This window comes from Microcoleus sp. B4-C1 (genome assembly GCF_036705285.1).
In the GTDB taxonomy this organism is placed as follows: domain Bacteria; phylum Cyanobacteriota; class Cyanobacteriia; order Cyanobacteriales; family Microcoleaceae; genus Microcoleus.
This window is the reverse complement of record NZ_JAUBUC010000089.1, coordinates 1-25461: the sequence shown is the minus strand read 5'-3', so window position 1 is coordinate 25461 and position 25461 is coordinate 1. Positions and strand designations below refer to the sequence as shown.

The following is a 25461-nucleotide window of genomic DNA, read 5'->3' as shown; positions in this document are numbered from 1 at the left end:
TACAACAAACTACATTGAAATTTAGTCGGATTTAACTGTAGCATATTTTGGGTTCCAGTTAAGATGCGTTTACCCTGCTATTGTATGTGACTATGCACAATGCCTCTCGGCACTGTTTAATAATATCTGCGTTACCTTGATCGCCCACATAGGCCAAACCAGGTAAATCAAGAATTTTTACCCTTGTTCCTTGTGGTAGTTCCAGTTTAGACTCTTTGACAAGCCTGAAAGGGTAAAATATTGTAGATTGTGGGCAAGCTAAATTCGGTTGTTTTTCTCGGTTTTCGATATAACTTATCATTACTTGGTATAAGCGCTGATAAATTTTTTCCTCTCTGATACCTCTCCACTCTCCACATTCCCACAATGCTCCTGGTGTTTCATGGATTATTAGAGACTTTTCCTTGCTATATTCGATAGTGACTGCCCCTGCACTCATTTCACTTACGGCTACGGGGACAATTTCGGCTCCACATAACAAATTTACCAAAGTGCTTTTCCCACTACTGGTGGTTCCTGTCGTCGCAAGAGTCAGAGTTGGATTACGGAGTGCCTCAACCAGAGTGCTTAAAGCCTCGTCTAATTTACTGGAGAGCTTTTGTATCTCAGGCTGATATGTATCGGGTAAATGTTCAGAAATTTCTGTAGAAAAATTATTCCAGTATTTAGCAAGCAGTTGAGCTTTGAATTCTACTTCGTCAAAAACTTTGTATAATTGTTTACTCATGTGTTCAATACCGGTGTTGATAGTGAATATGTATTCTAGTTAACATATTTGAGTCGCCACTCATAGAGGGCTGACAGCAGCACTGTTTAATTATGACTCTCGGTATAATACTATAACCTGTCCCGAGGCGATCGCACTTTATTTAAATAAAGTTACAAACAGGCTCTTCAGATTGTGGCATATCTTTAATTAGATGATCGGCGGGCGTTGCTGAAGTCAGGTTTGAAACGATCGCAAAAACGCCGAAGGAGCGCTCTAAATTGCGATCGATTATACCCATATTCCCCAACGCCACAGATCGAACTCCTGCACAATTAGCCAACAATCGATCGACTAAAACAAACCTCATTACCAAGGATTACCAATCATTCTAAAAGCAGACCAATAATAAGGATGAGAAAAATTCTGACTCGTCGTGTTTACCAATTCCGAGGGTAACGGCAGATTGCCAACAGAAGTGTGCAGCATCCCCCCTTCAATTCGCACTTCTCCCCGCAACATCGCTAATTGCGCTAGCCGCAGTGCTTCTGCTTTAATCGGAGCAGTTTTTAACTGCCCATAAAACTCCGTCATCAATCCTAAACTGCCCTCGTCGCTGACATACCAAAGAGTCGCCATAGCCGATTTAACCCCGGCTTGCACGGCTAACCCGCCAAAGCCCAACTCGGCCTCTCGATCGCCCACAGCAGTCTTGCAAGCACTCAAAACTAACATTTCAACTTGCGGGCTGTGCCAATTCATTTGCCGCAACTGATCCAAACGCAATTTAGTATCCCACAACTGAATAAAGGATTGGCTAGGGGCTCCCGATCGAAATTCGGCGTGAGTAGCCAAGTGAATCATCCCAAAAGGATACTGCTGGCGCTGCGATTTCAAATTTGCCAGGGTGAAAGCTTCGTTCAAGAAAGACTTACCCGGCCACTGCTGCGGCGTGATTGTCGATACTTCTATTTCCACCGCAGGTAAAGGACTCATCTCTGGAAATTGCGACGCCCCCATTGCCAGAACTTGGGTATTTTTGAAATTGGCGAGGCTGGTATCCGTCAAACTCAGACTCGGCATCGAGCCAACACTGTAACGCTCTACCAGAAAGCCTTTGCCGTCGTGCAGGGCGCTCATCGGTATCGATCGCAACCCCATATCTGAGATAAAAGATAAATTCTCAATGCCTTTGGCTTGCAACTCTGCTTCGAGCGGCGCTACCATCCACAGGTAGAGTTGCTGAGCCAACGGCAAATAACTTTTAGTGTTGCGCTTTACCGGATTAGTCAGTTCATCGCGAAATTTCCGAACAGCTTCCATTACCTCGGTGCGAGAGGTTCCAGGGACGCGCTGGCGAACGGGCACACCTTCCGGGGTGATCACCATCATTTCCAGTTCGTCAGAGGCTTGAATTTGCTGTTCTACGCGCAAGATGGGGGAACTGCTGTAAGGCCGATCGACTGTAGAACCCCTGGGTACAAAGCTGATATAAATGAGAGCTGGTTTGATGCCTGTGGCTTGTTGGACGCCGCGAAGGGTATTTTGGGCATCTTCTAGGGTGGCGATCGTATTTGTTGATGGCAAATTTAGGTAATCGACAAACTCACTGGTAAATCTCTCCTCGACGGGAAAAATAACTGCGCCGACGTTAGTGGGCAACTTGGAAGCTTCAAGATTCCCAAACGCGGGAGGTGAAATGCGCTGTTGCAAGGAATTAGATATCTGGTTTTGCTCTTGCAAGCTAGGCGAAAATAAACGATTTGTGCTGGGTGGCTGGTTGGCTGCGAGCTCCGGTGTCGGCGCGAGATTTATCGGCGCAGCAGCAGGCGCAACCACTAGATTTTGAGTAATTGTTGGTGTTGGTGGCACATTTGAGACCGGTGCTGGATTTTGAGTAATTGTCGGTGCTGGTGGCAGATTTGGGACTGGTGCTGGATTTTGAGTAATTATCGGTGCTGGTGGCAGATTTGAGACTGGTGCTGGATTTTGAGTAATTGTCGGTGCTGGTGGCAGATTTGGGACTGGTGCTGGATTTTGAGTAATTGTCGGTGCTGGTGGCAAATTTGGGACTGGTGCTGGATTTTGAGTAATTGTCGGTGCTGGTGGCAAATTTGGGACTGGTGCTGGATTTTGAGTAATTGTCGGTGCTGGTGGCAGATTTGGGACTGGTGCTGGATTTTGAGTAATTGTCGGTGCTGGTGGCAGATTTGGGACTGGCGCTGGATTTTGAGTAATTGTCGGTGCTGGTGGCAGATTTGGGACTGGCGCTGGCGTCGGCGTTAATGTTTGTGCGGGCGCGGGTGCGGGCGCGGGTGCGGGTGCTGGTGCGGGTGCGGGTGCGGGTGCGGGTGCGGGCGCGGGTGCGGGTGCTGGCGCGGGTGCTGGCGCGGGCGCGGGTGCTGGCGCGGGTGCTGGCGCGGGTGCTGGTGCGGGCGCGGGTGCTGGTGCGGGCGCGGGTGCTGGGGCGGGTGCTGGCGCGGGCGCGGGTGCTGGCGCGGGTGCTGGCGCGGGCGCGGGTGCTGGCGCGGGTGCGGGTGCTGGCGCGGGTGCTGGCGCTGGTAGGGATGCTCGCGGGGGAGTCGGCGCGGGTAAGGGCGCGGGTGCGGGTGCTGGTGCTGGTGCTGGTGCTGGGGCGGGTGCTGGGGCTGGTGCTGGTGCTGGTGCGGGTGCGGGTGCTGGTGCTGGTGCGGGTGCGGGTGCTGGGGTTGGTGCGGGTGCGGGTGCTGGGGTTGGTGCGGGTGCGGGTGCTGGTGCTGGTGCGGGTGCTGGTGCTGGTGCTGGTGCGGGTGCGGGTGCTGGGGTTGGTGCGGGTGCGGGTGCTGGGGTTGGTGCGGGTGCGGGTGTTTGTGCGGGTGTTGGTGCGGGTGTTGGTGTCGCTGCGGGTGCGGGTGTTGGTGTCGCTGCGGGTGCGGGGGTTGGTGCGGGTGTTGGTGTTGGTGCGGGTGTTGGTGCGGGTGTCGCTGCGGGTGTTGGTGTCGCTGCGGGTGCTGGTGTTGGTGCTGGCGATACTGAAGAAGCCGTAATGTTAATTTGTGTCGGCTGTACTATCTGAGGGTTGGGGCTGAAATAACCTCCCTTTGTAATCACATTTTCCTTCTTTGGACCGCCGGTGGCAATGCTGCCAGCAGTACCGTTGACTCTGTTATAGTCTGGCCCGATGGTGAAAAGAGTGTTCGAGGCTTCGCCACCGTGGCGAATGGTGATATCTCCACCATTGGCGCTACCAGTCGTGGATGCGGAAATGCTGCAAGCTTGCGACAAGCAGTTGTTATCGTTTGTGAAAGTGCCTGTCGCTCGGAAATTGCCGCCGGCTGTAATATCAATCTCTCCTCCGCCTGTTCTACCTTCGGTGTTGATATGGGTTACTTCGATATCGTTGCGCGCGTTGAGGGTGACTTCGCCACCTTGTTTTTCTTCGGAGTTGGCGTCTATGAAACCTGTTTGAATGCTGCTTGAGGGTGCTGCAATACTAACGTCTCCGGCGTTGCTGTTTTTGTCGATCGATCCTGCGTTGATATTGCCTGTTTCTACTTTTCCTGTACGGCTGGTGACGGTGATGTTGCCGCCTGCGGTGGTGTCGGAGTCGGAGTCGAGATCCGCAGTGCGAATGTCGCCACTAGCTTCTAGGGCGATTGGGCCGCCTTGGGAACTTGTCAGGTTTCCGCTGACTGCAATGCTGTTGGCTGCTTGAATGTCGATCGCCCGAGCGTTTGCATCTTTTAGTGCCACGTCCCCCGCAGCTACTGCTCGGTTAGAGGCCGTGAGTACCACTTCACCGTTGGCATTGACGCTGAGGCCTGTAGCGTTCGTTTCACCGATGCCTGTGAGCAGTTCGGGCAAGGATGCGATCGAGAATGTCGAAGCTGTTGGCGCTGTTCCTGGGCTCGTCGCTGAGGGCGGCTCGATTTCCAAACTCAGCAAATTGCCTCGCTGGCTGACACGCACTAAATTTGTCCCGGAGACTGATGCTACGGTAATTTGACCGTCTGGGGCAGAAAGGCTGCCTGTGCTGACAACGGTGCCGCCGAGCAAGGTTAAATTCTGCCCTGACTTGACTGCTAAGTCTGCCGTGCTGATAATTGCCCCAGCTCGATCGGCCCCAAAAGCAAAGGAATTGGGCACGCCTGTCAGAGATGTGTAAGTGCTACTACCGACAGCGTTAAACGAGTTTGAACCAAATCCAATAGCGGTGGCGGTGGTTGCTGTGAAAGAAGCCGGCACGTTTAAGCTGGCACTGTTGCCAAATATGATGCCGGATGGATTCATTAGAAACAAGTTAGAATTGCCGCCGGTTACTTGAATTAAGCCGTTAATAATCGAGGGGTTGCCACCGCCTATTCCCGCTAAAATGTTGCGAATGTTCGGGTTTGATATAAAGTTGGCAATCTGATTTTCCGACAAGCCGAATTCTGTAAAGCTGTGGAAAAGATTTTGTCGATCGCTCGATAATTGTCCGCCTTCAATATCGAAGCGAGTTGGCTGCCCAGGAGTTCCGTTTTGCGCTGCGGGAGTGACGGTAGTACCCGTTGCGTCCGCCGCTGGCACAATTGTTTGACCTTCAGCTTTTGCTTGCACAAAGTAAAGATTTATTAAGACTATTTGCAGAGCAAGTGCCAGTTTGCTTATTCTTGCTTTAGATAGGGATTTCGACGTTTTTTGAATATTTTTGACGGTTTTCATAGGTTTTTAATGGGTAAAATATATAAATCACAGAAATTAGGTAAAGAAACCGGCTTTGTAGAAAAAACTTGGGTTTACGGCTGTGTCAATAAATATCTGCACATCCGTGCTGTTTCTGGTCAATGTGCGTAGAAGATTGGAAATCTACCCCTCATTTTCAGAGGGGGTATTTGTGAGCTATTCTGTAAGTCTTATTGCTAAGTAAGGTTTGCCTGGTAAAGGTTCACGTTCCCTGCTTAGGAAAGCGATACGCTTGGCTATCAACCTGTTCACTCGTTCCTTAATCGCCTTCGACAGTGCATATTGCTGGCGTTTACATCACGGTGTCGTGACCAGATGAACGTAGTCAGTTAAGATGCTTGACTGCCGGTTCCGATGTTGTACAGGTGCTGACTAGGAATGCCAATATCTGCATAGGTTTTTCAGAACTGTTGAAGACGCTATATTTATGAAGCAACCTGGTTTCTGACTGCAATTGCATTTAGGAGTCAATGGGTAGAATTGGCCTCTGGTTTTGCAATTTTCTCAGCGTATCTTCTCCACAATCTAAATATAACTCGAAATGGCTAGGCTCTGTATCTTCCGCATGACATATTAATAAAAAAACACAAAAAATACTTTTCTAGAGGCACTCCCACCGGGAGGAACCGGGGCTTTTAACTATTATTGATAGTATGAAGGAAGTAGAGGGGTTCAAAAACTAGGTTTTTGCGTCCAAGACTGGGAGCATCTCAATGAAAGCAGGCAAGCCCAAAATTGGAGTTGTGAGGCAGAAGGCTCTCTTGCTGCGGGGCAGGAGGAAAGAGTCAGAAGGAAGGAGCCAGAAGAAGTGTTTTTACAAATATGAGATGCTCCCCCAAGACTGACCCGGAAACATCCCCAAATATTTTATACAAAACAAAAAATACTCTACATTTGCCGAAAAGTAAAATTATGAAAAGCAGAAATGAGAAGGAGTCAGAATCCAGAATTCAGAATTCTGAATACCCCCTGCCTGAAGTGAGAGTTAAGGGTCACGGAAAGAATTTTTGTGATCCACGATTAAAATCGGGGCTTTAAACCTCGATTCTCCATCCTGTCGCACAGAATCCCTTCTGGATTCTGGCTGCTGAATTCTTCTTTAGTAAGTCAAATTGTTAGGGTGTTCAGAAACCCGGTTTATTTAAATAAAAAACCGGGTTTTTGGGCTTTTTTGTGTGAGGTTTTGTGAAGTAAAACTCCTTAAATCCGGCTCTATTTCCCTCTTATAGTCAACTCGATTATTGCCGATTTCGATCGGCGGGTTTGGGATTTTAATCGATCGCCCTGTTGGTGGTTAAGGGGGTGTGCAGCCGGATTTGTGGCAGGATTTAAGAGTTAATTGGGTGAAGTTTGGACAGTGGGCGAGGGACTGGGAGAAGCAGGGCGCGGTGAAGCAGGGCGCGGTGAAGGAGTGGATTGGGTGGATTTTTTGAGACCGACAAAAGCGTCATAACGGGTGGTACGATCGCCAATGACGGCCGCTGTAACGCCGATCGACCGCGTGGCGTCTATCCACATTTTTTGGCTGGGAGGAAACTCCGGCAAAGCTAGGTTTTTCGGGTTAAACGCCGTCTCGGTGTCGATGAAGAAATTGCCGTTGTGGGGTGTAAGTTGCGATCGTACTGTTTTCTGGAACAGTTCGCTGCTTAAAAGCGGACTTTTTGGTGCCGGAACGATCGCATCCACCACGGGAGCTCCTACTGTCATAAACGCTACATTGTTCATCCAGCCGCGAGTTACCGTAATCCCTCCAAACGGCGATGTCCATTTAATCGCCGGTTTGCCGCCGACTTGAATTTCCTCCACTCTAAATCCTTTAGTTTTCATCGTTTCATCAAGCTGTTTCAGGGATTTGTTGGCGGCGCCCTGGTTGTTTGTTTCCACCATAAATACAAATCCGGCAGCAAATTTGTCTCTGGGATTCTGGGCGGGCGCCGGTATTAATGATAGAGAAAATTCTCCCGCCATCCAGTTCATTAAGTCTTTATCTAAATCCAGGCCCGTAGTGGATTTTAAACCTGTGCGTAAAACTTGGGGATTAATCGGGGAAATCGGGTTGGCCTCGGCTCCCAATACGTAGTCTTGCCACAAACGCTGCAAGTTGCCGCCGGATACCATCATTATTGTATTGTTGGGCAGGCGGTTAACCATTTTTAGAGCATTGTTTTCTACTGCTATCCTTCTGGTAGAATCGGGTTTTAGCCAAGAGACTGATTTGAAGGCAATTCCTTCTTCTTCCAGCGTCGCTGTGGTGGCAAATCCCTGATTTTGTTGCAGTTTTTCGAGGCTTTCTGGCGAAATTTCGCGGGCTGAGTTGGCGGCGGCATAGGCGGCGGCAACGGGCATATTGACGTAGATTTGACCGAAGGCTCCCGGACTTTTTATTTTGTCTATGGCGTCTGCATAGCCAGGGGTTTTTGCTAGGGAAGGTTCGCCTTTGTAGGTGTCGATTATTCTGTCTGTAGCGCTAGGATCTGTGGTGACTGCTAGATACCTTGTGCCGAGTACCGCGACGGAGAAATTGCGATCGGGTACGCCTTGAGTTTCTGTGACTTGCACCCCTTTATAATTACGCTCAACAATTTTTCCTTGGCTAAGGGGTCTGGGTTTTGCTAATAATTCTTTGGCTTTGACTGGGTTGGCAATTGGCAGGATAATTGCCACTGACTGTTGAATTGGCGGAGATGGGGGCGTGTTGGGTGCGGGCGAGGGGGCTGGTATAGCTATTTTGTTGCGGAGAAAGGCTACCATTGCTGTGTTACCCACCCAGGGTTGAATGTCTTGCCCGTAGGCGTAGCCGTTGCTTGTGAGCAGGCGATCGCGCATTTGAGTTAAAAACCTCTCAAACGAAGCTTTTGACTCCGGCGTGCCAAATTCTCGCAGTCTATTCCACTGCGATTCATCGGTGCTGATGGATAGGGCCATCATCGTATCTTGCGGGACAACCGTTGCCCCCGGCGGCAAATCTTTGGCGGGCCCACGGGAAATGACGAGGTAGTACGTGACAAAGCCTAAACCGATCAGAAGTGTGGCGGCTCCGATCGTAAACAACAGGGAAGATTTATCTTTCTTAAACATTATTCGTAAGGTTCGGGTGCTCGCAACATGATAGATTATTTTCTTGGCTCATGTAGCAGATACATTAGCAGATACATTTAACCGGGCAAATTTAGGAAACTCGAATTTACCCCTCCGGAAACAACCAGAAAAACATTCCTTACTTGAATCAGACAGTAGGTTAGGCTCGTGAAACGAAACCTAACACAAAAAATGTAGCAAGACTTTTGTGACAGTTGGCCTTAGTCCTGATTAACTGAATCAATTTCTTGCCTTAAAGTCTTTAAAGATAGTTTGAAATGAGTACATCAGTCGGTGGACATCGTTTGTGGCTCTCGGAAAAATGTTGTGTTCCCATTTTTTGCGAGCAGTAGTTAGCAGTTTGGCTACGGGTTGTGAGTAACTGTTAGAAATGAAATAGCTGCCACCTTCGTAGCGAATGTCTGATGCTAAGCCGATAAAAGCACCAGCCATTTCTAGTTTAAGTTCTGAGGTGCTGTGTTCCGATTTTACTGCTAAAATTACCTGCGAGTGTCGGGGTTCGCGGTTGAGCAAGCGACAGATATTTGCTTCTTTTTGGTACAAAATTAAAACATTACAGTTGTGCAGAACTCCGGCTCTACCTTGGACTTTTACTCCTAGGTGAACTTCCAGGGCTGGTTTGTCGGGAAATTCCACAACAGCATGAGTGTATGGATGTGCAGTTCCGTGGATTTTTCCCGCTGTTTTTCTAAATGTTAAATATTTCGGTGTTTCGTCGTCTAAAACATTGTTGTAATAAATAGTACCGCCTTCATTAGCAACTGCTTTTAGCAGAATAGTGAAGAGGTAAGTGTCAAAAATTCTGGATTGTTCTGCCGCGGTGTTAAAATCGGGATCGATCGAGCTTTTTAATTTGCTTTTAATTTCGGAATTGATGGCGTAGTTGCTGGGCCCGGAGGGCAGTTTTTCCAGCAAGTGCTTGAGGGCGATCGCCTGTTTGTGACGGGGGGCTGTGACGCTGGAGGTAAACTCAATTGTTTTGGCAGTTTCTGCACCTGAATTGGCAAAGGTAATTTTTGTGCCGAGGGGTGAGGTTTCTGATTCTACTTTCAAGAAATAAGCAATTTCGTCTTCCATTTCGGAAGTGTTGACCGTCGCTTGTTCGACAGCATTAATTAACAGCAAAAGTTGTTCTTTTGCGGTATAATCTTCTATCTTGAGCAGAGGTGTTTTTCTTTTGAGCGATCGCTCTTCAATTACTTTGCCTATCTCTACAGTATCCGCTACTTGTTGCACTACCCAACCCAAATTAAACTCATCCAGAATTGCCGCCAGTTCCTGATAGAGTTTGGCGTACTCGATCTCGTCCATAATTGTTTCTGCGCTGCACACTATTTTGATTATACAAGATAGTTTGATTTTTTTGTCAATAGCTGTGAGCGACTCTGCAGATTGCCTGTGATGGCGGATTTGCCGAGTGTTCGAGTGTCCGAACGGGGAAAATCTTCCCTCGCTCCTCAATATCCATCCGTTAAATCCGTTAAATCCCTGATAAAATTTGTTGCCGAACTTCCTTTTGCTTGAGAAAGACGATTAGTAGTAATACCAATTTCAAAACAGAATGCAACTGCCTGCAAGCTGCCAACCCCCATAGTCATCAGTCATTCCCAGTTTTTCAATTCTTCAATTCTTCAATTCTTCAAATCTAAAATCTAAAATCTAAAATCTAAAATGGTATAAGCTATTCTACGACATTTGTAGCGATCGAACTATGGCAACTATCAACGACAACTACCTCAAACTCAAAGCTGGCTACCTGTTTCCCGAAATTGGGCGCAGGGTGAAAGCCTATGCAGAGGCGAATCCCCAAGCGCCCATCATCCGGCTGGGGATTGGCGACGTAACGGAACCGCTACCGGCTGCTTGTCGGGAGGCGATGGTGAAGGCGGTGGAAGATATGGGCTCGCGGGATACCTTTAAAGGATACGGCCCGGAACAAGGTTATGAGTGGCTGCGGGAGAAAATTGCCGAGCACGATTTTAAGTCGCGGGGATGCGATGTTGATGCTTCGGAAATCTTTATTTCTGATGGTTCTAAGTGCGATTGCGGCAATATTCTCGATATCTTTGGCAACAATAACACGATCGCAGTTACCGATCCAGTGTATCCGGTGTATGTAGACACTAACGTGATGGCTGGGCACACGGGAGATGCGAACGAAAATGGCGAATACGGCGGCTTAGTTTACCTGCCAATTACAGCAGAAAACAATTTTACTGCGGAAATTCCCACCGACAAAAAAGTCGATTTAATTTACTTGTGTTTCCCGAATAACCCGACCGGGGCAACTGCAACCAAGGAACACTTGCAAGCTTGGGTAAATTATGCTAAGGCTAACGGTTCGATTATTTTCTTCGATGCGGCTTACGAAGCGTATATTACCGATCCGAGTTTACCCCATTCTATCTACGAAATTGAAGGGGCGCGGGATTGTGCGATCGAATTTCGTTCTTTTTCCAAAAATGCTGGTTTCACGGGTACTCGCTGCGCGTTGACAGTTGTGCCGAAGACTTTGACTGGAAAAGCAGCAGATGGTTCCGATGTCGAAATTTGGAAATTGTGGAACCGCCGCCAATCTACTAAATTTAACGGAGTTTCTTACATCGTGCAGCGCGGTGCTGAAGCGGTTTATTCGGAGGCAGGCAAAGCACAAATTCAGGCATTAGTCAATTTTTACATGGAAAATGCTGCGATTATTCGCGAGAAATTGACAGCGGCGGGAATCGAGGTTTTTGGTGGCGAAAATGCACCTTATGTGTGGGTGAAAACGCCTCACGGTTTGTCGAGTTGGGATTTCTTTCAGAAGTTGCTGGAAACTTGCAATGTGGTGGGAACACCCGGTTCGGGTTTTGGTGCGGCGGGTGAGGGTTATTTCCGCATTTCGGCGTTTAATAGTCGGGAGAATGTGGAAGAAGCGATGAGACGGATTGTGGAGAAGTTTAAGGTTTAAAAGGGCGAGAGCTCAGTCTTTTTGGGGCGGGCAAGATGCCCACCCCACAAGAAATTGATATGTTGTGGAACAGGCATCTTGCCTGTTCAAGTGGGCGGGCAAGATGCCCACCCCACAAGAAATTGATATGTTGTGGAACAGGCATCTTGCCTGTTCATGAAAATGGTGCAAGATGTGAGTTATAATCTAAAATGATTGTGGCTCAGGGTTTCAATAAAAAATGCAACCCAACACCAGGAGTTTTTTATGCACTTGCTACGAGTTCAAGTTCCTGATTTTCGCGGTTTAAAGGACATTGACATCACTTTTGAAAAGGATTTTGTTCCTAAGATTTTTCCGCTGGGTAGTCAAAATGGTGGCGGGAAAAGTACGCTGTTGCAGTTAATTTTTGCGTTGCTGCACTGTTCTGTAGATAACGATAAAAAACCATTTTTACAAAACTTGATTCAAGGATTTAAAGTAGCTGATGGAGAACATAAAAAAACCTTAGCAATTATTGATATTTGGAATGACAAAAAAATAGTTCAAATTATTTTTTTTGCTTGCAAAGATTCTTTTCTCAAAAAGTCCGCGTCTTTAAATATTAAAATCAAAAATACAGAAGATATCACTTTTTATCCTGTAAGACAATTTAAAGAAATGGAAAAACAAATTGCAGATTTAGAAGCAGTAAAGAACAGCTTAACACTCAGTAGTCATCGATTAGATACAATCAAAAACATTGAAGACGATCAACAAAGGTTTGAGACGGCTCAAAGCGAATTTTGGTTTATGCAACAATTGGTATCAAATTCAAGAGTTTCAGCATTAATATCTGTTGTTAACTCCAAAAAAAATGTATCTATTAAAGAAATTCAAAGTTTTCAAGACGAAATCAAACACAGAGTAGAAGAAGTTGAAAATAATCTAAATAATTTGAAAACTACGTATGGAAGCTGTGAGGAAGTTTGGGAAAAGATAATTGAATATTTAACAGAAGAAAAAAATATGACATATATATGTAACTATTCAAGTGAAAAAAATTCAAATAATCAGCAAAAGGAAGCTTTACTCTGTCATTTAAATAATATAGATAGGAAAGAAACAAACGATTTTTTAAAGATAATTTCAGATAAAATATTTTTAGCAGCACCCTCCACACAAGTTTTTCTATTTCTCGATAGATCTACTAGAGAACTATTATTTAAAAGCCACAGTCAGACAAATGAGCATTATTTCGATAAACTTCAAAAATCCAAATCTCAATTAAAAGGATTTTTTACTTATGACTTCCTGGATGTAGATTTACTCATTGAAGCCTTTAAAGCTGCTAGAGATAAAGATTTTAAAGAAGCTATAGAAACAGGTAAATATGGTAACAGCTATCAAACCTTAGTAAATGAATTAAGATTTTTATTAAGCTGTAAAACAATAAATATTGACAAAGACCTTTCGGGAGTAAATTTAAAATTAGAGAAAAATGGTGAAACTATAGAACTATATCCAGAAGATTTAAGTCACGGTGAACTCAAAAGACTCAGCATTTATATATGGCTTAAGTCTCGCAACATAGAAGATGCTATTGTTTTGATGGATGAAGTTGAAATTGCTTTTCATCCAGATTGGCAATATCAAATTATATCAGACCTCAAAGAGTGGGCTCCCAGCAATCAATATATTCTCGCAACTCACTCCTACGCATTGTGTGAAGCTCTGACACCTGCTCACGTTAAAGAAATAGAGCCAAAACTGATCAAACAAGAATCTAATATTACAAATGAGTCTTAATCCAGAACAGCTAAAAAAACATTGTGAGGCAATTCTTCAATCTCGCAGAATTAAAAACAAAATTGTGGTATTGTGCGAAGGTGATATTCGGAAGACGCAGGGTAGAGAGTCACCTCAAGCTTATAAAGCAATGGAGCAAATGCCAGATGCCAACTTTTATAAGGCTTGCGTTCCGATATGGTGGAAACAGAAATTACCGGAATTTTTTAACTGTGGCGATCGCAAAGATGTAATAGACACCTACTTTACTCTTTCAATATTACACGAAAAGGATACCACTAATTCATATTTAGATCCCGATCGACTTTTTGCAATGATAGATTTAGATTTGCAACTGCAAACGATCGACAATTATATTTTTACAGATACAGAAGCAATTTTTCGGAATCTTTACGAAAAATCGCAGGTGAAAGAGCAAAACGCAGCAAAGCATCGGATCTGGATTACAGGTTTGATTCATAAAGAAGCATATTTTCTGACACCTGAACTTCAACCAATATTTGACAATTGTTGTAACAAGCCCATTTATCAGGGGAATCCTGCGGTACTCGCAAATATTTATCGGGATATGGCTGATGCAATTTGTAGCGACTTGGATTTACAAAACAACATACAGAGAGCCTTCGATCGCATTAGTTACTGTTCGGGATTGGATTGTAGTGAAGTTCAAGCATTTCAGGCTTCGTGGAAAGAGCGGTTTCAAAATGCTGTAGATGAAACGCATAGGAATCAGTCGATCGCAGTTTTGCTGACAATTAAAAAAGCTAAGGATTATTGGCATCAAATTAAGCCCTCCGGTGACTTTAGCCGGGAAGATTGGGTATTTAGAGAGCAACTATCGTTAGAAATTGGAAGATTTTATTCAGAGCAAAGTAGCGATGTTAAGTCTCATATTCCTTTTTTTTTCAAAACATTGTATGAGTTCGTTTAAATAAAACGCCTCAATTATAATATTCCATTTTCTATCCATCAGCATCGCTAGGAAAACCAAATTGGTCTGGTAATTCAGCAGAGGTAATTTGCAGAATCTCTAGCAACTTCTTGTATTGAACAGGCGTTAGCTTCGGTACCGATCGCCCAGCTTCCCAGTTGCTTACCGTCGCTTCCGTAACGCCAAGTGCTTCTGCTAGCTGCTTTTGAGTCATAAACCGCTGAACTCTCAGTCGCATTAGGGGCGATCGATCGGCTCTTTCTGAGGTTTCCATAGGCTATTTGTTAAGTTATATTAATTTATTTGGGTTTTGCCTAAAATAATTGACATCTACCCTAAATTAATTTAGATTTAAGCTAATAAAGATTAGACCGCACCAGGTAAGCCACTTGTGCTGTAGGGGAATTGCTGTCTTTTCTTCAACTTGTTATTGTACGCGGTTTTACCGTTACAAAGCATCCAACCTATCCAAAATTATTGGTCAAAGCTATGTTGCAAGATTCATCGTCGAACCAAACATCGCCCAATGTTTTAACCAACCAAACCTTTGAGGGCGATCGCGAAGCAGTCCGTCACGTCATCATCGGTTCGCCGCTGGGGGTACGGCGAACTATCCACCAACTGCACGCATTGCGCTACGAGGAAGCTGTTCGTTGGACTCATCCCATCGCCATTCCCGACAATCGCATCATTATTACACCCGATCGGGGAGAAATCATGAGTCTGTTAGTCAAATTAATCCGGCTGCAATGAAGTCATAAATGTGCGATCGAGCTTTCTAGAATTGAGTCAAAAGTGCGATCGCGAATCTCTTCTGGTTGCCCGTGCTAAACTCAACAGATATATCCAAAAACTCTTGTGGGGTAGGCATCCTGCCTGCCCTTGGCACAAACTTAACAACTAGCTCCCTATTCAGCTTATGATTGTTATCACCCCCGTCCTAAAACCCGTTAGCCAAATAACGCTTTCTCCCGGTAGTGTCGTAACTATTCCCAATATAACTTGGCTGGAATTTGAGTCTATTTTGCAGGAATTAGGAGAAAAGCGCTCGGCACGAGTTGCTTACAGCAAAGAAACTTTAGAAATTATGGTTCCTTTACCAGAACACGAAATTCCCAGAGATTTAATCTCTGATATTGTCAAAATTTTACTCAAGTCGGCGGGCAGAAGATACCAACCTTTTGGTTCTACTACTTTCAAACGGGAAGGTGCAGCAGGAGTTGAACCTGATGCTTGCTTTTACATTCTAAATTATCAACGGATGATCGGCTGCCGCAGACTGCAACCCGACGCTCCGCCGCCGGATTTAGCAATTGAGACGGATGTAACTTCTAAAACTACTATAGATGCCTATAAAATGATTGGAGTTCCCGAAGTATGGGTTTATGACAGTGGCAGACTTCTCATTTATTTGCTGCAAGATGGAGAGTATGTAGAATCCGATATGAGTCCGAATTTTCCAGAAATCGCGATCGCCCAACTGATTCCTGCTACAGTGGAACGTGCTTGGCAGGTGGGAAATTTGCAAGCGCTAGAAGAATTTGAAAGTGCGATCCTCTCCGAGGGCTTCGCTAACGGCTAAACTCGTAGGAGACGTTACGGGCTTCGCACTTCCCATCCAAAAAATCACACACTTACTGCCAAATTGTCAACCCCTAAAGGTCGATAAATTGTATCTCTTTGCTGATAACTCCGCCCCAAAGAACTAATCGCATTTTGCAAATCTTCCACAGATTGACAACTGCCGCCAACCGCACCAGCCATCGTTGTAATGTGCTCTTCCATCAATGTACCGCCGATGTCATTGCAGCCCCATTTCAGCGCTTCTGTAGCTCCATCTAAACCTAATTTTACCCAACTCGGTTGGTGATTGGTAATCAAATTGCCTAAGAAGATTCTCGATACAGCGGTGAGTAACAATGTATCTGCTAAAATTGGCTGGTCGCGGCCGACTCGACTCCGCAAAGGTGCCGGTGCTTCCTGTCCGACAAATGGTAGTAAAATAAATTCTGTAATGCGTGCCCCATAGTTTTGGTCGATCGCAGTTTGTTGGAGCGATCGCACTTTTTCTAAATGCAAAACCTGCTGTTGGGCAGTCTCAATATGCCCGCAAAGCATCGTACTCGTTGTCGGCAAACCCAGACTGTGAGCAGTTCCCACAATTTCCAGCCAAGTTGCCGAATTTAGTTTTTCCGGGCAAATCACCCGTCGCACAGAATCGTCGAGAACTTCCGCTGCGGTTCCCGGCATCGAACCAACTCCCGCATCCCGCAAAGCCGAAATTACATAGCTGAAACTAAGATTATCTTCTCTGGCAATAAATTCTATTTCTTGCGGCGAAAAAGCGTGCAAGTGCAACTGCGGAAATTTATCCTTAATAGTTTTCACCAATTGCAGATAATAAGGTAAAAATGCGCCGTTGAGCTTAGCTTGAAGATTTAAGCCCCCCTGCATACAAATTTCCGTGGCACCCCGCTGCACTGCATCACTTGCCTTTTCCTGAATTTGAGCTGCATCTAACCAAAAAGCGCCCTCATCTCCTTCGTCGCGGCGAAATGCACAAAAACTGCAATGCTGCTCGCAAATGTTAGTAAAGTTAATATTCCGATTGATAACGTAGGTGACAGTATCCCCTGATTGTCGGCGCCGGAGCAAGTCAGCGGTTGTTTGAATAGAAGCTCGCGCGTCTGGCTCTGTTTGCTGCAAAAGTACCAATGCCTCTGCAGAAGAAATGTTATAACCTTGTAAAGCTCGATCGAGAATTGCATCCACAGTTTTCTTTTTAACTCAATTACAGAATTACTGACTAGAATTAAGGCGTTTTTATATTTTAACTAATCAATTATGGAGGAACGATATTTTACAATCTCAAGTTCTACCAAACTATCCTTGACTTTCTGAACACTGAAATTATGGGCAGCTACCAACCAAATCAGGTATTGCCAGTGCCGTCGGGGCCCTTGCAAATTCCTGCTATACAGACTTTCGGTTCAACTTTTGTAGACGCAGGCACACCGTCAATTTATTTTTCCCTCGTCATTCCCACCTACAACGAGTCCAGGAATATCCAGAGTATTGTGGAAAAATTGAGCCAATTGCTCGATGGCATCATTCCCGGCAACTACGAATTAATTGTAGTCGATGACGACAGCCCCGATCGCACTTGGGAAGTCGCCCTTTCCCTGACACCGGAATATCCGCAATTGCGGGTGATGCGCCGGGAAGACGAGCGGGGACTTTCCACAGCGGTGATTCGCGGGTGGCAGGCGGCTAGGGGCGAGGTTTTGGGCGTCATCGATGCCGACTTGCAGCATCCCCCGGAGACGCTGTTGCAGCTTTTAGCAGAAATTCAGCGGGGAGCCGATTTGGCCGCTGCGAGTCGTCACGTGGGCGAGGGCGGGGTGAGCGACTGGAGCGTTGTCAGGCGATTTTTATCGCGGGGCGCTCAAACCGTGGGGTTGGTGATCCTGCCGGGAGTGGTGGGCCGAGTTTCCGATCCGATGAGCGGGTATTTTATGGTGCGGCGCTGTTGCATAGCGGGCAAAACCATGAATCCTGCTGGCTACAAAATATTGATTGAAGTGCTCGGCAGAGGCGATATCCGCTGGATTGGAGAAGTTGGTTACGTGTTTCACGAGCGGCAAGAAGGGGAGAGCAAAGTTACCTGGAAACAGTATATTGAGTATTTGCAACATTTGCTTCGGTTGCGCTTTGCCCGCTGGCCGATGGGCCGATTCCTGCGGTTTGGCGTGGTTGGTTTCAGCGGCGTTTTTGTGGATATGGGAGTTTTTTACTTGCTGCGGACTGTCCTCGGTTTGGGGCTGACTCGCAGTGCCATTTTTTCTGCTGAAGTGGCAATTTTCAATAATTTTTTGTGGAACGATTTATGGACTTTTGGTGATATTTCTAAGCGGCAGCCGGGAAAGCGCCAGCGCTTGAAACGGCTGTTAAAATTTAATGTGATTTGTTTGATTGGCTTGATGATAAATGTGCTGCTGGTGAATGTGCTGTTTAATGTTTTTAAGGTAAACGAATATTGGGCTAAGTTGATTGCGATCGCAACTGTGACTCTGTGGAATTTCTGGATCAATATGAAGCTGAGTTGGCGGGTGACGGACGTGAAGTAGGTAATGGGAAATGGGTAATGCGAAATGGGTAATTGGTAATTGATAATGGATAAAATGACTGATGGCTAATGACAAATTGGTCTCCTGCCCTATGCCTTTGAATGACCGAAAGCATCTAGGATACAAGCCCCCGGATTTATCTCGCGCAAGTCAATGCTTCAATTCTAAAATCTAAAATCTAAAATCTAAAATCGATTGACTGAATTAATGATTAAGAACAAACAACTGTTGTTGCTATTTCTGTGGACGGCGATCGCCTTGATTTTGCGCTTTGCCAATTTGGACTCGAAACCGCTGTGGACAGACGAGTTTTCGACTCTAGTATTTAGTTTGGGCAACAGTTTTCGCGGTGTGCCGATCGATCGCGCGATCGAGCTTTCTACATTATTACAACCGCTGCAATTGCGCCCCGATGCTGACACCGCCGACGTGCTCCGCAATTTGCTACTAGAAAGCAACCATCCACCAGTATATTTTATGCTCGCTCATTGGTGGATGCAACTGTTTGGGCCGACCGAGGATAGTTTAGTTTGGATAGGGCGAGCTCTTCCTGCATTATTGGGTGTGATTTCAGTTCCCGCTATTTACTTTTTAGGCAAGTTTGCTTTTAATTCCCGTTTAGTCGGTCAATGTGCGGCCGCGATGATGGCACTTTCTCCCTACGGCATTTATCTCGCTCAAGAAGCTCGCCATTACACTTTAGGAATCTTATTAGTTATTGCCTCTCTTTTTTGCCTCGTATTAGCTGCAAGAAAGCTGCAACAGCGCGCTCCCCTGCCTATTTGGGCGGTGCTGCTTTGGGTAGTTGTTAATTGTTTGGGAATTGCGGTTCACTACTTTTTTGTACTGACTTTGTGTGCGGAAGCAATAGCATTAATTGCTGTAATCTGGCAGCAGTTTAATGGAAAATTGGCAATTGACAACAGCCAGCAGCCTAATATTTGGCAATTTCAAATCATCTGGCGGCTTTTAGCCGTAGCGATCGGCACTTTGGCTGGCGGTTTAGTTTGGTTGCCGGTCTTTTTGTCCAACAAGTACGGCAGCGAACTAACTAATTGGATTGTCAGCGGCGATCGCACATTTTTAAGTTGGGTTAATCCGATTTTTCAAGCTTTAGCTGGATGGATCACTGTCATCTCTCTGCTGCCGGTGGAATCGCCAAATTTGGCAGTAGTAGTTGTATCGGCGATCGCAATGACAATATTTTTTATATTGGTGCTTCCCATCCTGTTTAGCGCTCTTAAAAATTCCTTAACAACGCCCGATACTCGTTTAGGTACTGTTATTTTCGGCGGATTTGTGCTAGGAGCAATTTTCCAATTTTTCAGCTTTGCATATATTCTAGGGATTGACCTAACTCGCGGCGCACGATACAATTTCGTCTACTTTCCGGGGGTGATATTGCTTTTAGGAGCAACCTTGGCGGTTATTTTTAACACACCTACAGCAAAAAGTCAATGGTTTAATTTACGGGCGATCGAAGTTCCGGGCAAAAAAGCAGTTCTGCTAATTTTAGTAATGGGTTTTTTTAGCGGTGTCACAGTAAATTCCAATCTTGGCTATCGCAAATATTACAAACCAGACCTTTTAATTCCGATTGTCCGCGAATTATCGAAAGTTCCCGTGTTAATTGCCACTACTCAAAAGACTCATGTAGAAATAGGAGAGTTGATGGGGATAGGGTGGGAATGGGAAAGAAGTTCGGCAACGGATTTTGTAGCGGATGTAACGGATGTAACGGATGTTAGGAAGAAAGAAGAAGTTAAAGCCTTTGATTCTCCGCTGTTTCTTTTGGCTAATCAGAGAAGGGATGCACCAGGAATAGCGGCAGGGACACTTGACAAAACACTCAGTCAATTGGAACGTCCGCTAGATTTGTGGTTGGTGAACTTTCGCGCACCTGTCAATTTAGCAGCACAAAAATGTCAGGTTGAATCGCGCGATTTGCCTGCGGTGGATGGGTATGAATATCAAGTTTATCACTGTTCTAGGTCATAGGTAAGGGGCGATCGCCGAGGGATTGCCCCTACCAAGGCGGGAACTAGACCGTCACTAAGAGTCAGCGGCCAAATGTTTAATTAAGACGCTCATCACTTCACCGGGATTTTGAGTTGGGACAAGCGGACTCCAGTCAGAAACACAGGCAAAATTATCGCGGTGAAAAGAATGAATGACACGGGAAACAACAGGACGAGAACTGATAATGAAAAGTTTCAAGAGTTCTTGGTTAACTGAAGTTTGCAAGTTTGGCTTTTTAGCAGGGGGCTGAGTCGGTTCGGTAGTTGGATTTTCTGGCCCAACCTCGAAAGCAAGTATTAATTCGGTATTGGGTAGCATTTGCCGGATGACTTTCAGGGAAGATTCTGCTTCGCTGCGGCTGAGAAATTGCGCGACAGGTAAGCGCTGAAAGTTGGGCAGGAGTCGGTAAATAATCCAGGCATTCGCAGTTTCTGGGGTGTTCATGGCTGTATTCTAAATTGGGTATGTTTGCCCATAGAAAAGTGACAGAATTGCACCTTTTATTTTTAGTGCAGTCTGTTCTGGCTATGGCTGTGCCTATCTCAAGTCATTTAACCGCTTAAATTAGGCGATTAAAATAAGCTGTTATAATAATATGGTAAAAAAAAGGCAACGTCAACGGCAACCAGAAAATGAGTTGCCTTTTCGGAGACTGCGAGAGGACGCTAACTTGAGCCAAGAAGAGTTGGCTGTGCGGATGGGGGTGTCGGCTTCGTCGGTGCGGCGATGGGAAAAGGGAGACGAACCTACGATGACTGTTCGACAAATGAGGGATTTTTGCCGTTTGGTGGGGGTATGTTTTGATGAGTTGCCGGATTATCTCAGTCGGCGAGTAGATGAGGAGGAGCCATAGGGGGATAGATTGATAATCTATTTTGCATTGATGTTGACAGAAAAGAAAACACAGAACCCTCTGGGAACACTATTGGCTTAGACGTGGGGTTAAAGGAATATTACACCGATTCAAACCGAGTAATGGTTGAAAATCCCAAGTTCCGCCGTCAAGGCGAAAAAGTTCTTAAGCATTGTCAACGTCCTGTATATAGAAAGGTAAAAGGTTCAAAAAACCGAAGCAAGGCTAGGCAGATTTTAGGCAAACGCCACCTCAAAATAAGTAGGCAATCGTATTGCACCACGCTGTAAAGTTAGCGCGGTGCGTAGTTCAGTCCAGCGACTTGATAGCCGTGCGTTGATTTGAGAATAAAAAATTATGATACAATTAACAATGTAGATAGATAAACAAGTTTATGATTCAAGAAACTGCTATTAGTAAAGCAATTACAAAATTGAGCGATCTCCGCACTAAGTTCAATTTAACTCGCAGCAGCAATCCCCTAGCATTTACCGAATGGCTGGGGGAATTACCCGAATTGACGGCAAGTGAAATAGCTTCTTTAGACAGATTGAAAAATCGCTATTTTTCCTATATAGAAGGAGATGAAATTTCGGAAGGTACAGTCAATATTATCATGCTGCATCCTCTCCTCGATGTCATGGGTTTATGCGATTTGCCTTTTAGAATTAGAGGCGAACAGTCTCTGAAAGTGGAGATTGTCACAGAAGACGAAGATCGGGTTTTACAGGGGCGGATTGATGCTTTAGTCATTCAAAATCAATTTTGGATAGTGGTAATTGAAAGTAAAGAATATGGTTTCAGTGTTTCGCGGGCGATTCCCCAGACTTTAGCATACATGATGGGAAATCCTTACCCCGAAAACTCTACTTTTGGGATGATAAGTAACGGCGAAGAATATATTTTCCTGAAGCTGCTGCGCGGGGAAATAAATCAATATGCGCTGTCAGATTTATTTAGTATTTCCAATAGTCGCAATAATGGCTTAAATGAAGCTATGCGGGTTCTCAAGCAACTTGTTAGTTTGTCTGTACAGAGATGAATGGTTATAATTTGCGATCGCATTACTCTTTCCTCACACTATCAGGTACGCCCACTGCCGAAATACCCGATATCGCCTTTAAGTTTTGACACCGAATCAACTCATTAAAATCCAAACTGCGCCCTTCAATTTGCGCCACAGCCTCGATCGCCCCAAGTAAATGTCCGGCCGCTTCAGCTTCGTTGTAACCACGCCTTCCCGCGACTCTAATCGCCCCTTCGTCAGCATCTAACTCTACTTGGGAACTGCGGTTGTCGCGCCAAATTCGAGTCATGGCGAGTCCTGTCAAACCGCCCGCGATCGCAGTGCCGACCGCATCTGGCTGCAACAATTCTACAACAGTCCCGACAATTCCTGCCAGAGCTGCACCTTGATAAATATCCGGTTTAAACCACTTAAAATTGCACAGAAAACTTACATTCCGCAATAGCAATAAATCCCGCTGCGGCTTAGATAGCAGCCGCCACAAATCAAAATTAATATAAATCGGGCGAGATTGATTCCAAGGTAAAGGAAAATCGCAGTCAATTACCGCTGATTGTTGTGGCTTATTAATAATTTTACACATCATGCGGCCGGAAGCAGGCATCACATCTAACAGGCGGCGAATTTCTGGTTCGGGATTCATAAATTTTGGGAATTGGGAATTGGGAATTGCTTGCATCGGCATAAAAAACAACAACATCCATCAGGGGCTTGTAGGGGCGGGTTCACCAACCATAATTGTCTAAAACCTACAATCTCTAAAACCCGCCCTCACTCACCCAAGGGCAAATCGCAATCTGATGCACGGGTGGCCAGAAACCGGGTTTTTGCGAGAATACTTTGTGACAACCACAGATTTGGTAAAAAACCCGGTTTCTTGGGTCAGAGTCCGTTCCTAACTTGTTTTATCGAAAGCAAAGTTGATGTAGGTTATTGGTTGTGTGCAGGCGGGTTTCTGTAGATTTTTAACGGGAGTTAAATATTGTTGGAAAAACCCGCCCCTACAAGTCAATAGAAGATTATTAAGGGTTTTTCTTGGATGCGGGAGAGGGAGATTCTTGAGCTTTCGGAGCCACTTTTTCGGTATTAGCCGAAGGCTTCGGACTGGCAATTGCTGGGGCAACTGACGGCTTTGAATTCGCGGCTGGGGATGGCGGTGATTTTAGAGATTCAGGGGCTGTTAGCGGGGCAACAGGGGCTGTTTTAGCGCCTAAAATGCTGGCGTCTCCGGTGTCGAAGGTGCCGGCGATGCAAGCGATCATCATTGTGGCTAAGGTGCCGACAAATAATGCTTTCCAACCGAGTTCGGAAATGTCTTTGCGGCGGGATGGAATTAGGGCGATCGTACCGCCGACAAATATGCCGACGGAGGCTAAGTGGGCGAAGCCGGAAAGGGCGTAACTGACAATTAAAACTGTACGATCGCTCACCAGTCCTTTTGCCGATGCTTCTGCTAAACTTTGATAGGGCGGAATCGCTGTTTCTAACAGTCGCCGTCCGATGATTACTGATGCTTGCCAAGAGTCGTCAATGGACACTCCTGTTAATAGCGTCAGGGGATAAAATAAAAATCCCATAATGTTGGCTAAGGTGACAACTTTGAAAAAGCCCCCAATTGGGCCGGGCAAAATTGCCAGCCAACCAAAGAATTGATTGATTAAGGAAACTAAGCCTAAAATCAAAATCAAAACAGCGGCAATGGCCACAGCCATTTTTACACCGTCCAATGCACCAATTATCGCTGCATCGAGAGGGCTGACTCGTTCGATGGGTTCTCCTCCAACTGTCTCTTGTGGCATCGCTTCGCCGTCCATTTCGGAAATTTCTTCGCCCACAAACTCGCGGCCTTTAGGCTTCCGTTCTTCCTTGGGAATGCCGCCCATTGTCAGGGGTGTGTCTGTTTCTGGTACTAAGATTTTGGAGAGGACAAAACAAGCGGGAATGGCGATAATTGAGGCTGAAACTAAGTGTCCTAAAATATTTGGAAAAACAGGCTTTAGAAAACTAACGTAAATTGCTAAAGTTGAAGAAGCGGCCGTCCCAAAACAGCAAGAGAGGATTGCACAAAGTTCGGAACGAGTCATTTTTGGCAAATATGGCTTGACGACAATTGCGGCTTCAATTCCTACGAAAATATTGGCTGCGCCGCTGAGGGCTTCCGCACCACTCAAGCGCATTGTCGTATAAAATATTTTGGCAAAAAGTTCGGTGATAATTTGAATCACGCCGATGTTGTATAGCAAGGCCATGAGGCCAGAAAAAAAGATGACTGTCGGTAAAGCTCTAAAGGCAAAAATATATCCTAAATTAACTGCCGGCTCTTTACCAGGTATGGGTACAACATTGCTCCCGAATACAAACCTCGCTCCAGCGTCAGCAGCGGTGAATACTCCATCCAGTAAGCTAGTAAACCACTCTAGGGCGATGCGAGTTGGGGGGAACAGGAATACTAAAAATCCTAAGACTAATTGCAGGCCAATGCCCCAGATGATGACGCGCCAAGGTATATACTGAACTTTGCGATTTTCTGAGAAAACCCAGGCGATCGCACACAGGCCAAAGATGCCCAGAAACGAGATAAGATTGTAGATAGACATGAGCTTAGTCCTTGAAATAGCTGAGAATGCCGATCGACGGCTTGCACCACATCAGTTATACTATTCATCTGACGGCAAATGCTAAAAAAAATAACGGGCAGATGAATTACGCACTCAACAGCGTACTTATGTCATTGCTTAGGTCATTCCGAACTCTGCGGATCTTTAGCAACCCTTGATTTGCCGTAATTACCAGCAGTTTAGATAGAAACTCTAACACATGGAAGCTTTTGCTCCACATCCTCCTGAATGGACTGCGACGGCGGTTCACGCTAATGAGTTTTGCTGCCCCAAGTGCGGCGCTAGCTGCACGGATGCCGCTGATGTCTGGATTAATCGTCGATCGCCAGTATATACCGAGTTCAACCGTCGCAAATGGCAAGAATTTTACCGCTGCCAGTGCGATTCCGTGTGGTGGGCATGGAGTAACGATAGGCCTCCTTCTGAACTTGTGCGTCGCGATCAGAACTCGGATGAGGGCCCTGATGAGGGCCCTGATGATGATTTTTAGAACGGTGACAGAATTTTCGATTTTCGATTCTATTTAAAATTAGGGTAAGGTGTGCCTCGGCGCACCCTACATTTAGATATGTTAGCGCCAGTTAGGATCGCGAATTAAATAACTTACAATTTTAATTGTTATTGTGGGATGGGCGTCCCGCCCGTCCTTTTTGGACGGGC

21 protein-coding genes and 1 pseudogene are annotated in these 25461 nt (G+C 45.8%); 11 read left to right on the top strand and 11 right to left on the bottom strand.

Annotated features, from left to right (window positions below):
* Nucleotides 1-58: 58 nt before the first annotated feature.
* The 6 genes from QUB26_RS25985 to QUB26_RS25960 form a co-directional block, all read right to left on the bottom strand.
* Nucleotides 59-727 (bottom strand): dynamin family protein, encoded by a 669-nt coding sequence (locus tag QUB26_RS25985; RefSeq protein WP_333320309.1) that lies wholly within the window; start codon nt 725-727, stop codon nt 59-61.
* 142 nt (nt 728-869) lie between these two features.
* Nucleotides 870-1076, bottom strand: coding sequence for a hypothetical protein (locus tag QUB26_RS25980; RefSeq protein WP_333245853.1), 207 nt, complete (start codon nt 1074-1076; stop codon nt 870-872).
* Nucleotides 1076-5389 (bottom strand): CHAT domain-containing protein, encoded by a 4314-nt coding sequence (locus tag QUB26_RS25975; protein WP_333320307.1) that lies wholly within the window; start codon nt 5387-5389, stop codon nt 1076-1078. Before QUB26_RS25975 ends, QUB26_RS25980 begins: the two co-directional genes overlap by 1 nt.
* 1356 nt (nt 5390-6745) lie before the next feature.
* A complete protein-coding gene (locus QUB26_RS25970; RefSeq protein WP_333320305.1) occupies nt 6746-8488 on the bottom strand; it encodes a DUF3352 domain-containing protein in 1743 nt (580 codons plus the stop codon).
* A gap of 240 nt (nt 8489-8728) precedes the next feature.
* On the bottom strand, nt 8729-9820 hold the full coding sequence (locus QUB26_RS25965; RefSeq protein ID WP_333245841.1) for a hypothetical protein: 1092 nt from the start codon (nt 9818-9820) through the stop codon (nt 8729-8731).
* Between the two features lie 146 nt (nt 9821-9966).
* Nucleotides 9967-10107 carry a hypothetical protein gene (locus QUB26_RS25960; protein WP_332950583.1) on the bottom strand — a complete coding sequence of 47 codons (141 nt, stop codon included), beginning with the start codon at nt 10105-10107 and terminating at the stop codon, nt 9967-9969.
* Between the two features lie 113 nt (nt 10108-10220).
* On the opposite strand from QUB26_RS25960, the gene QUB26_RS25955 reads away from it, so the two are divergent.
* The 3 genes from QUB26_RS25955 (at nt 10221) to QUB26_RS25945 (ending at nt 14157) form a co-directional block, all read left to right on the top strand.
* Nucleotides 10221-11459: an LL-diaminopimelate aminotransferase gene (locus tag QUB26_RS25955; RefSeq protein ID WP_333104794.1), complete on the top strand. Its 1239-nt coding sequence runs from the start codon at nt 10221-10223 to the stop codon at nt 11457-11459.
* A 246-nt stretch (nt 11460-11705) separates the two neighbouring features.
* Entirely contained in the window at nt 11706-13226 is a 1521-nt protein-coding gene (locus QUB26_RS25950; RefSeq protein ID WP_333320302.1) for an AAA family ATPase, read from the top strand.
* On the top strand, nt 13216-14157 hold the full coding sequence (locus QUB26_RS25945) for a hypothetical protein (protein ID WP_333320300.1): 942 nt from the start codon (nt 13216-13218) through the stop codon (nt 14155-14157). Before QUB26_RS25950 ends, QUB26_RS25945 begins: the two co-directional genes overlap by 11 nt.
* Before the next feature lie 31 nt (nt 14158-14188).
* Here the strand turns inward: QUB26_RS25945 and QUB26_RS25940 are convergent, their stop codons facing one another.
* The gene (locus tag QUB26_RS25940) at nt 14189-14431 is read right to left on the bottom strand and encodes a helix-turn-helix domain-containing protein (protein WP_190745066.1); all 243 of its coding nucleotides are present in this window, start codon (nt 14429-14431) and stop codon (nt 14189-14191) included.
* Nucleotides 14432-14646: 215 nt separating this feature from the next.
* Between QUB26_RS25940 and QUB26_RS25935 the strand changes: the two genes are divergently transcribed.
* Nucleotides 14647-14910 (top strand): hypothetical protein, encoded by a 264-nt coding sequence (locus QUB26_RS25935; RefSeq protein ID WP_333245838.1) that lies wholly within the window; start codon nt 14647-14649, stop codon nt 14908-14910.
* A gap of 166 nt (nt 14911-15076) precedes the next feature.
* Nucleotides 15077-15739, top strand: coding sequence for a Uma2 family endonuclease (locus tag QUB26_RS25930; protein WP_333205838.1), 663 nt, complete (start codon nt 15077-15079; stop codon nt 15737-15739).
* A 44-nt stretch (nt 15740-15783) separates the two neighbouring features.
* On the opposite strand, the gene cofH is transcribed toward QUB26_RS25930, so the two are convergent.
* Nucleotides 15784-16929, bottom strand: a complete 1146-nt coding sequence (gene cofH, locus QUB26_RS25925) for a 7,8-didemethyl-8-hydroxy-5-deazariboflavin synthase subunit CofH (RefSeq protein WP_333320298.1) — start codon at nt 16927-16929, stop codon at nt 15784-15786.
* 140 nt (nt 16930-17069) lie between these two features.
* Between cofH and QUB26_RS25920 the strand changes: the two genes are divergently transcribed.
* Nucleotides 17070-18284: a glycosyltransferase gene (locus QUB26_RS25920; protein WP_333320296.1), complete on the top strand. Its 1215-nt coding sequence runs from the start codon at nt 17070-17072 to the stop codon at nt 18282-18284.
* 195 nt (nt 18285-18479) lie between these two features.
* Nucleotides 18480-20282, top strand: coding sequence for a glycosyltransferase family 39 protein (locus QUB26_RS25915; RefSeq protein ID WP_333320294.1), 1803 nt, complete (start codon nt 18480-18482; stop codon nt 20280-20282).
* A gap of 54 nt (nt 20283-20336) precedes the next feature.
* On the opposite strand, the gene QUB26_RS25910 is transcribed toward QUB26_RS25915, so the two are convergent.
* Nucleotides 20337-20747 carry a hypothetical protein gene (locus QUB26_RS25910; RefSeq protein WP_333245823.1) on the bottom strand — a complete coding sequence of 137 codons (411 nt, stop codon included), beginning with the start codon at nt 20745-20747 and terminating at the stop codon, nt 20337-20339.
* Between the two features lie 151 nt (nt 20748-20898).
* Between QUB26_RS25910 and QUB26_RS25905 the strand changes: the two genes are divergently transcribed.
* The 3 genes and pseudogenes from QUB26_RS25905 to QUB26_RS25895 all read left to right on the top strand — a co-directional run bounded on the left by QUB26_RS25905 (nt 20899) and on the right by QUB26_RS25895 (nt 22198).
* A complete protein-coding gene (locus QUB26_RS25905; RefSeq protein ID WP_333320291.1) occupies nt 20899-21156 on the top strand; it encodes a helix-turn-helix transcriptional regulator in 258 nt (85 codons plus the stop codon).
* A gap of 20 nt (nt 21157-21176) precedes the next feature.
* A pseudogene (locus QUB26_RS25900) lies at nt 21177-21512 on the top strand (transposase); the annotation flags it as partial.
* A 38-nt stretch (nt 21513-21550) separates the two neighbouring features.
* A complete protein-coding gene (locus tag QUB26_RS25895; RefSeq protein WP_333245818.1) occupies nt 21551-22198 on the top strand; it encodes a type I restriction endonuclease in 648 nt (215 codons plus the stop codon).
* A gap of 22 nt (nt 22199-22220) precedes the next feature.
* Here the strand turns inward: QUB26_RS25895 and QUB26_RS25890 are convergent, their stop codons facing one another.
* Together QUB26_RS25890 and QUB26_RS25885 are read right to left on the bottom strand one after the other, a co-directional pair.
* A complete protein-coding gene (locus QUB26_RS25890) occupies nt 22221-22826 on the bottom strand; it encodes a DUF3318 domain-containing protein (protein ID WP_333245870.1) in 606 nt (201 codons plus the stop codon).
* A gap of 379 nt (nt 22827-23205) precedes the next feature.
* Nucleotides 23206-24780, bottom strand: a complete 1575-nt coding sequence (locus QUB26_RS25885) for a nucleoside transporter C-terminal domain-containing protein (protein ID WP_333245815.1) — start codon at nt 24778-24780, stop codon at nt 23206-23208.
* A 220-nt stretch (nt 24781-25000) separates the two neighbouring features.
* Here QUB26_RS25885 and QUB26_RS25880 point away from each other — a divergent pair, with 220 nt between their 5' ends.
* Entirely contained in the window at nt 25001-25291 is a 291-nt protein-coding gene (locus QUB26_RS25880; protein WP_333245812.1) for a hypothetical protein, read from the top strand.
* Nucleotides 25292-25461 lie beyond the last annotated feature (170 nt).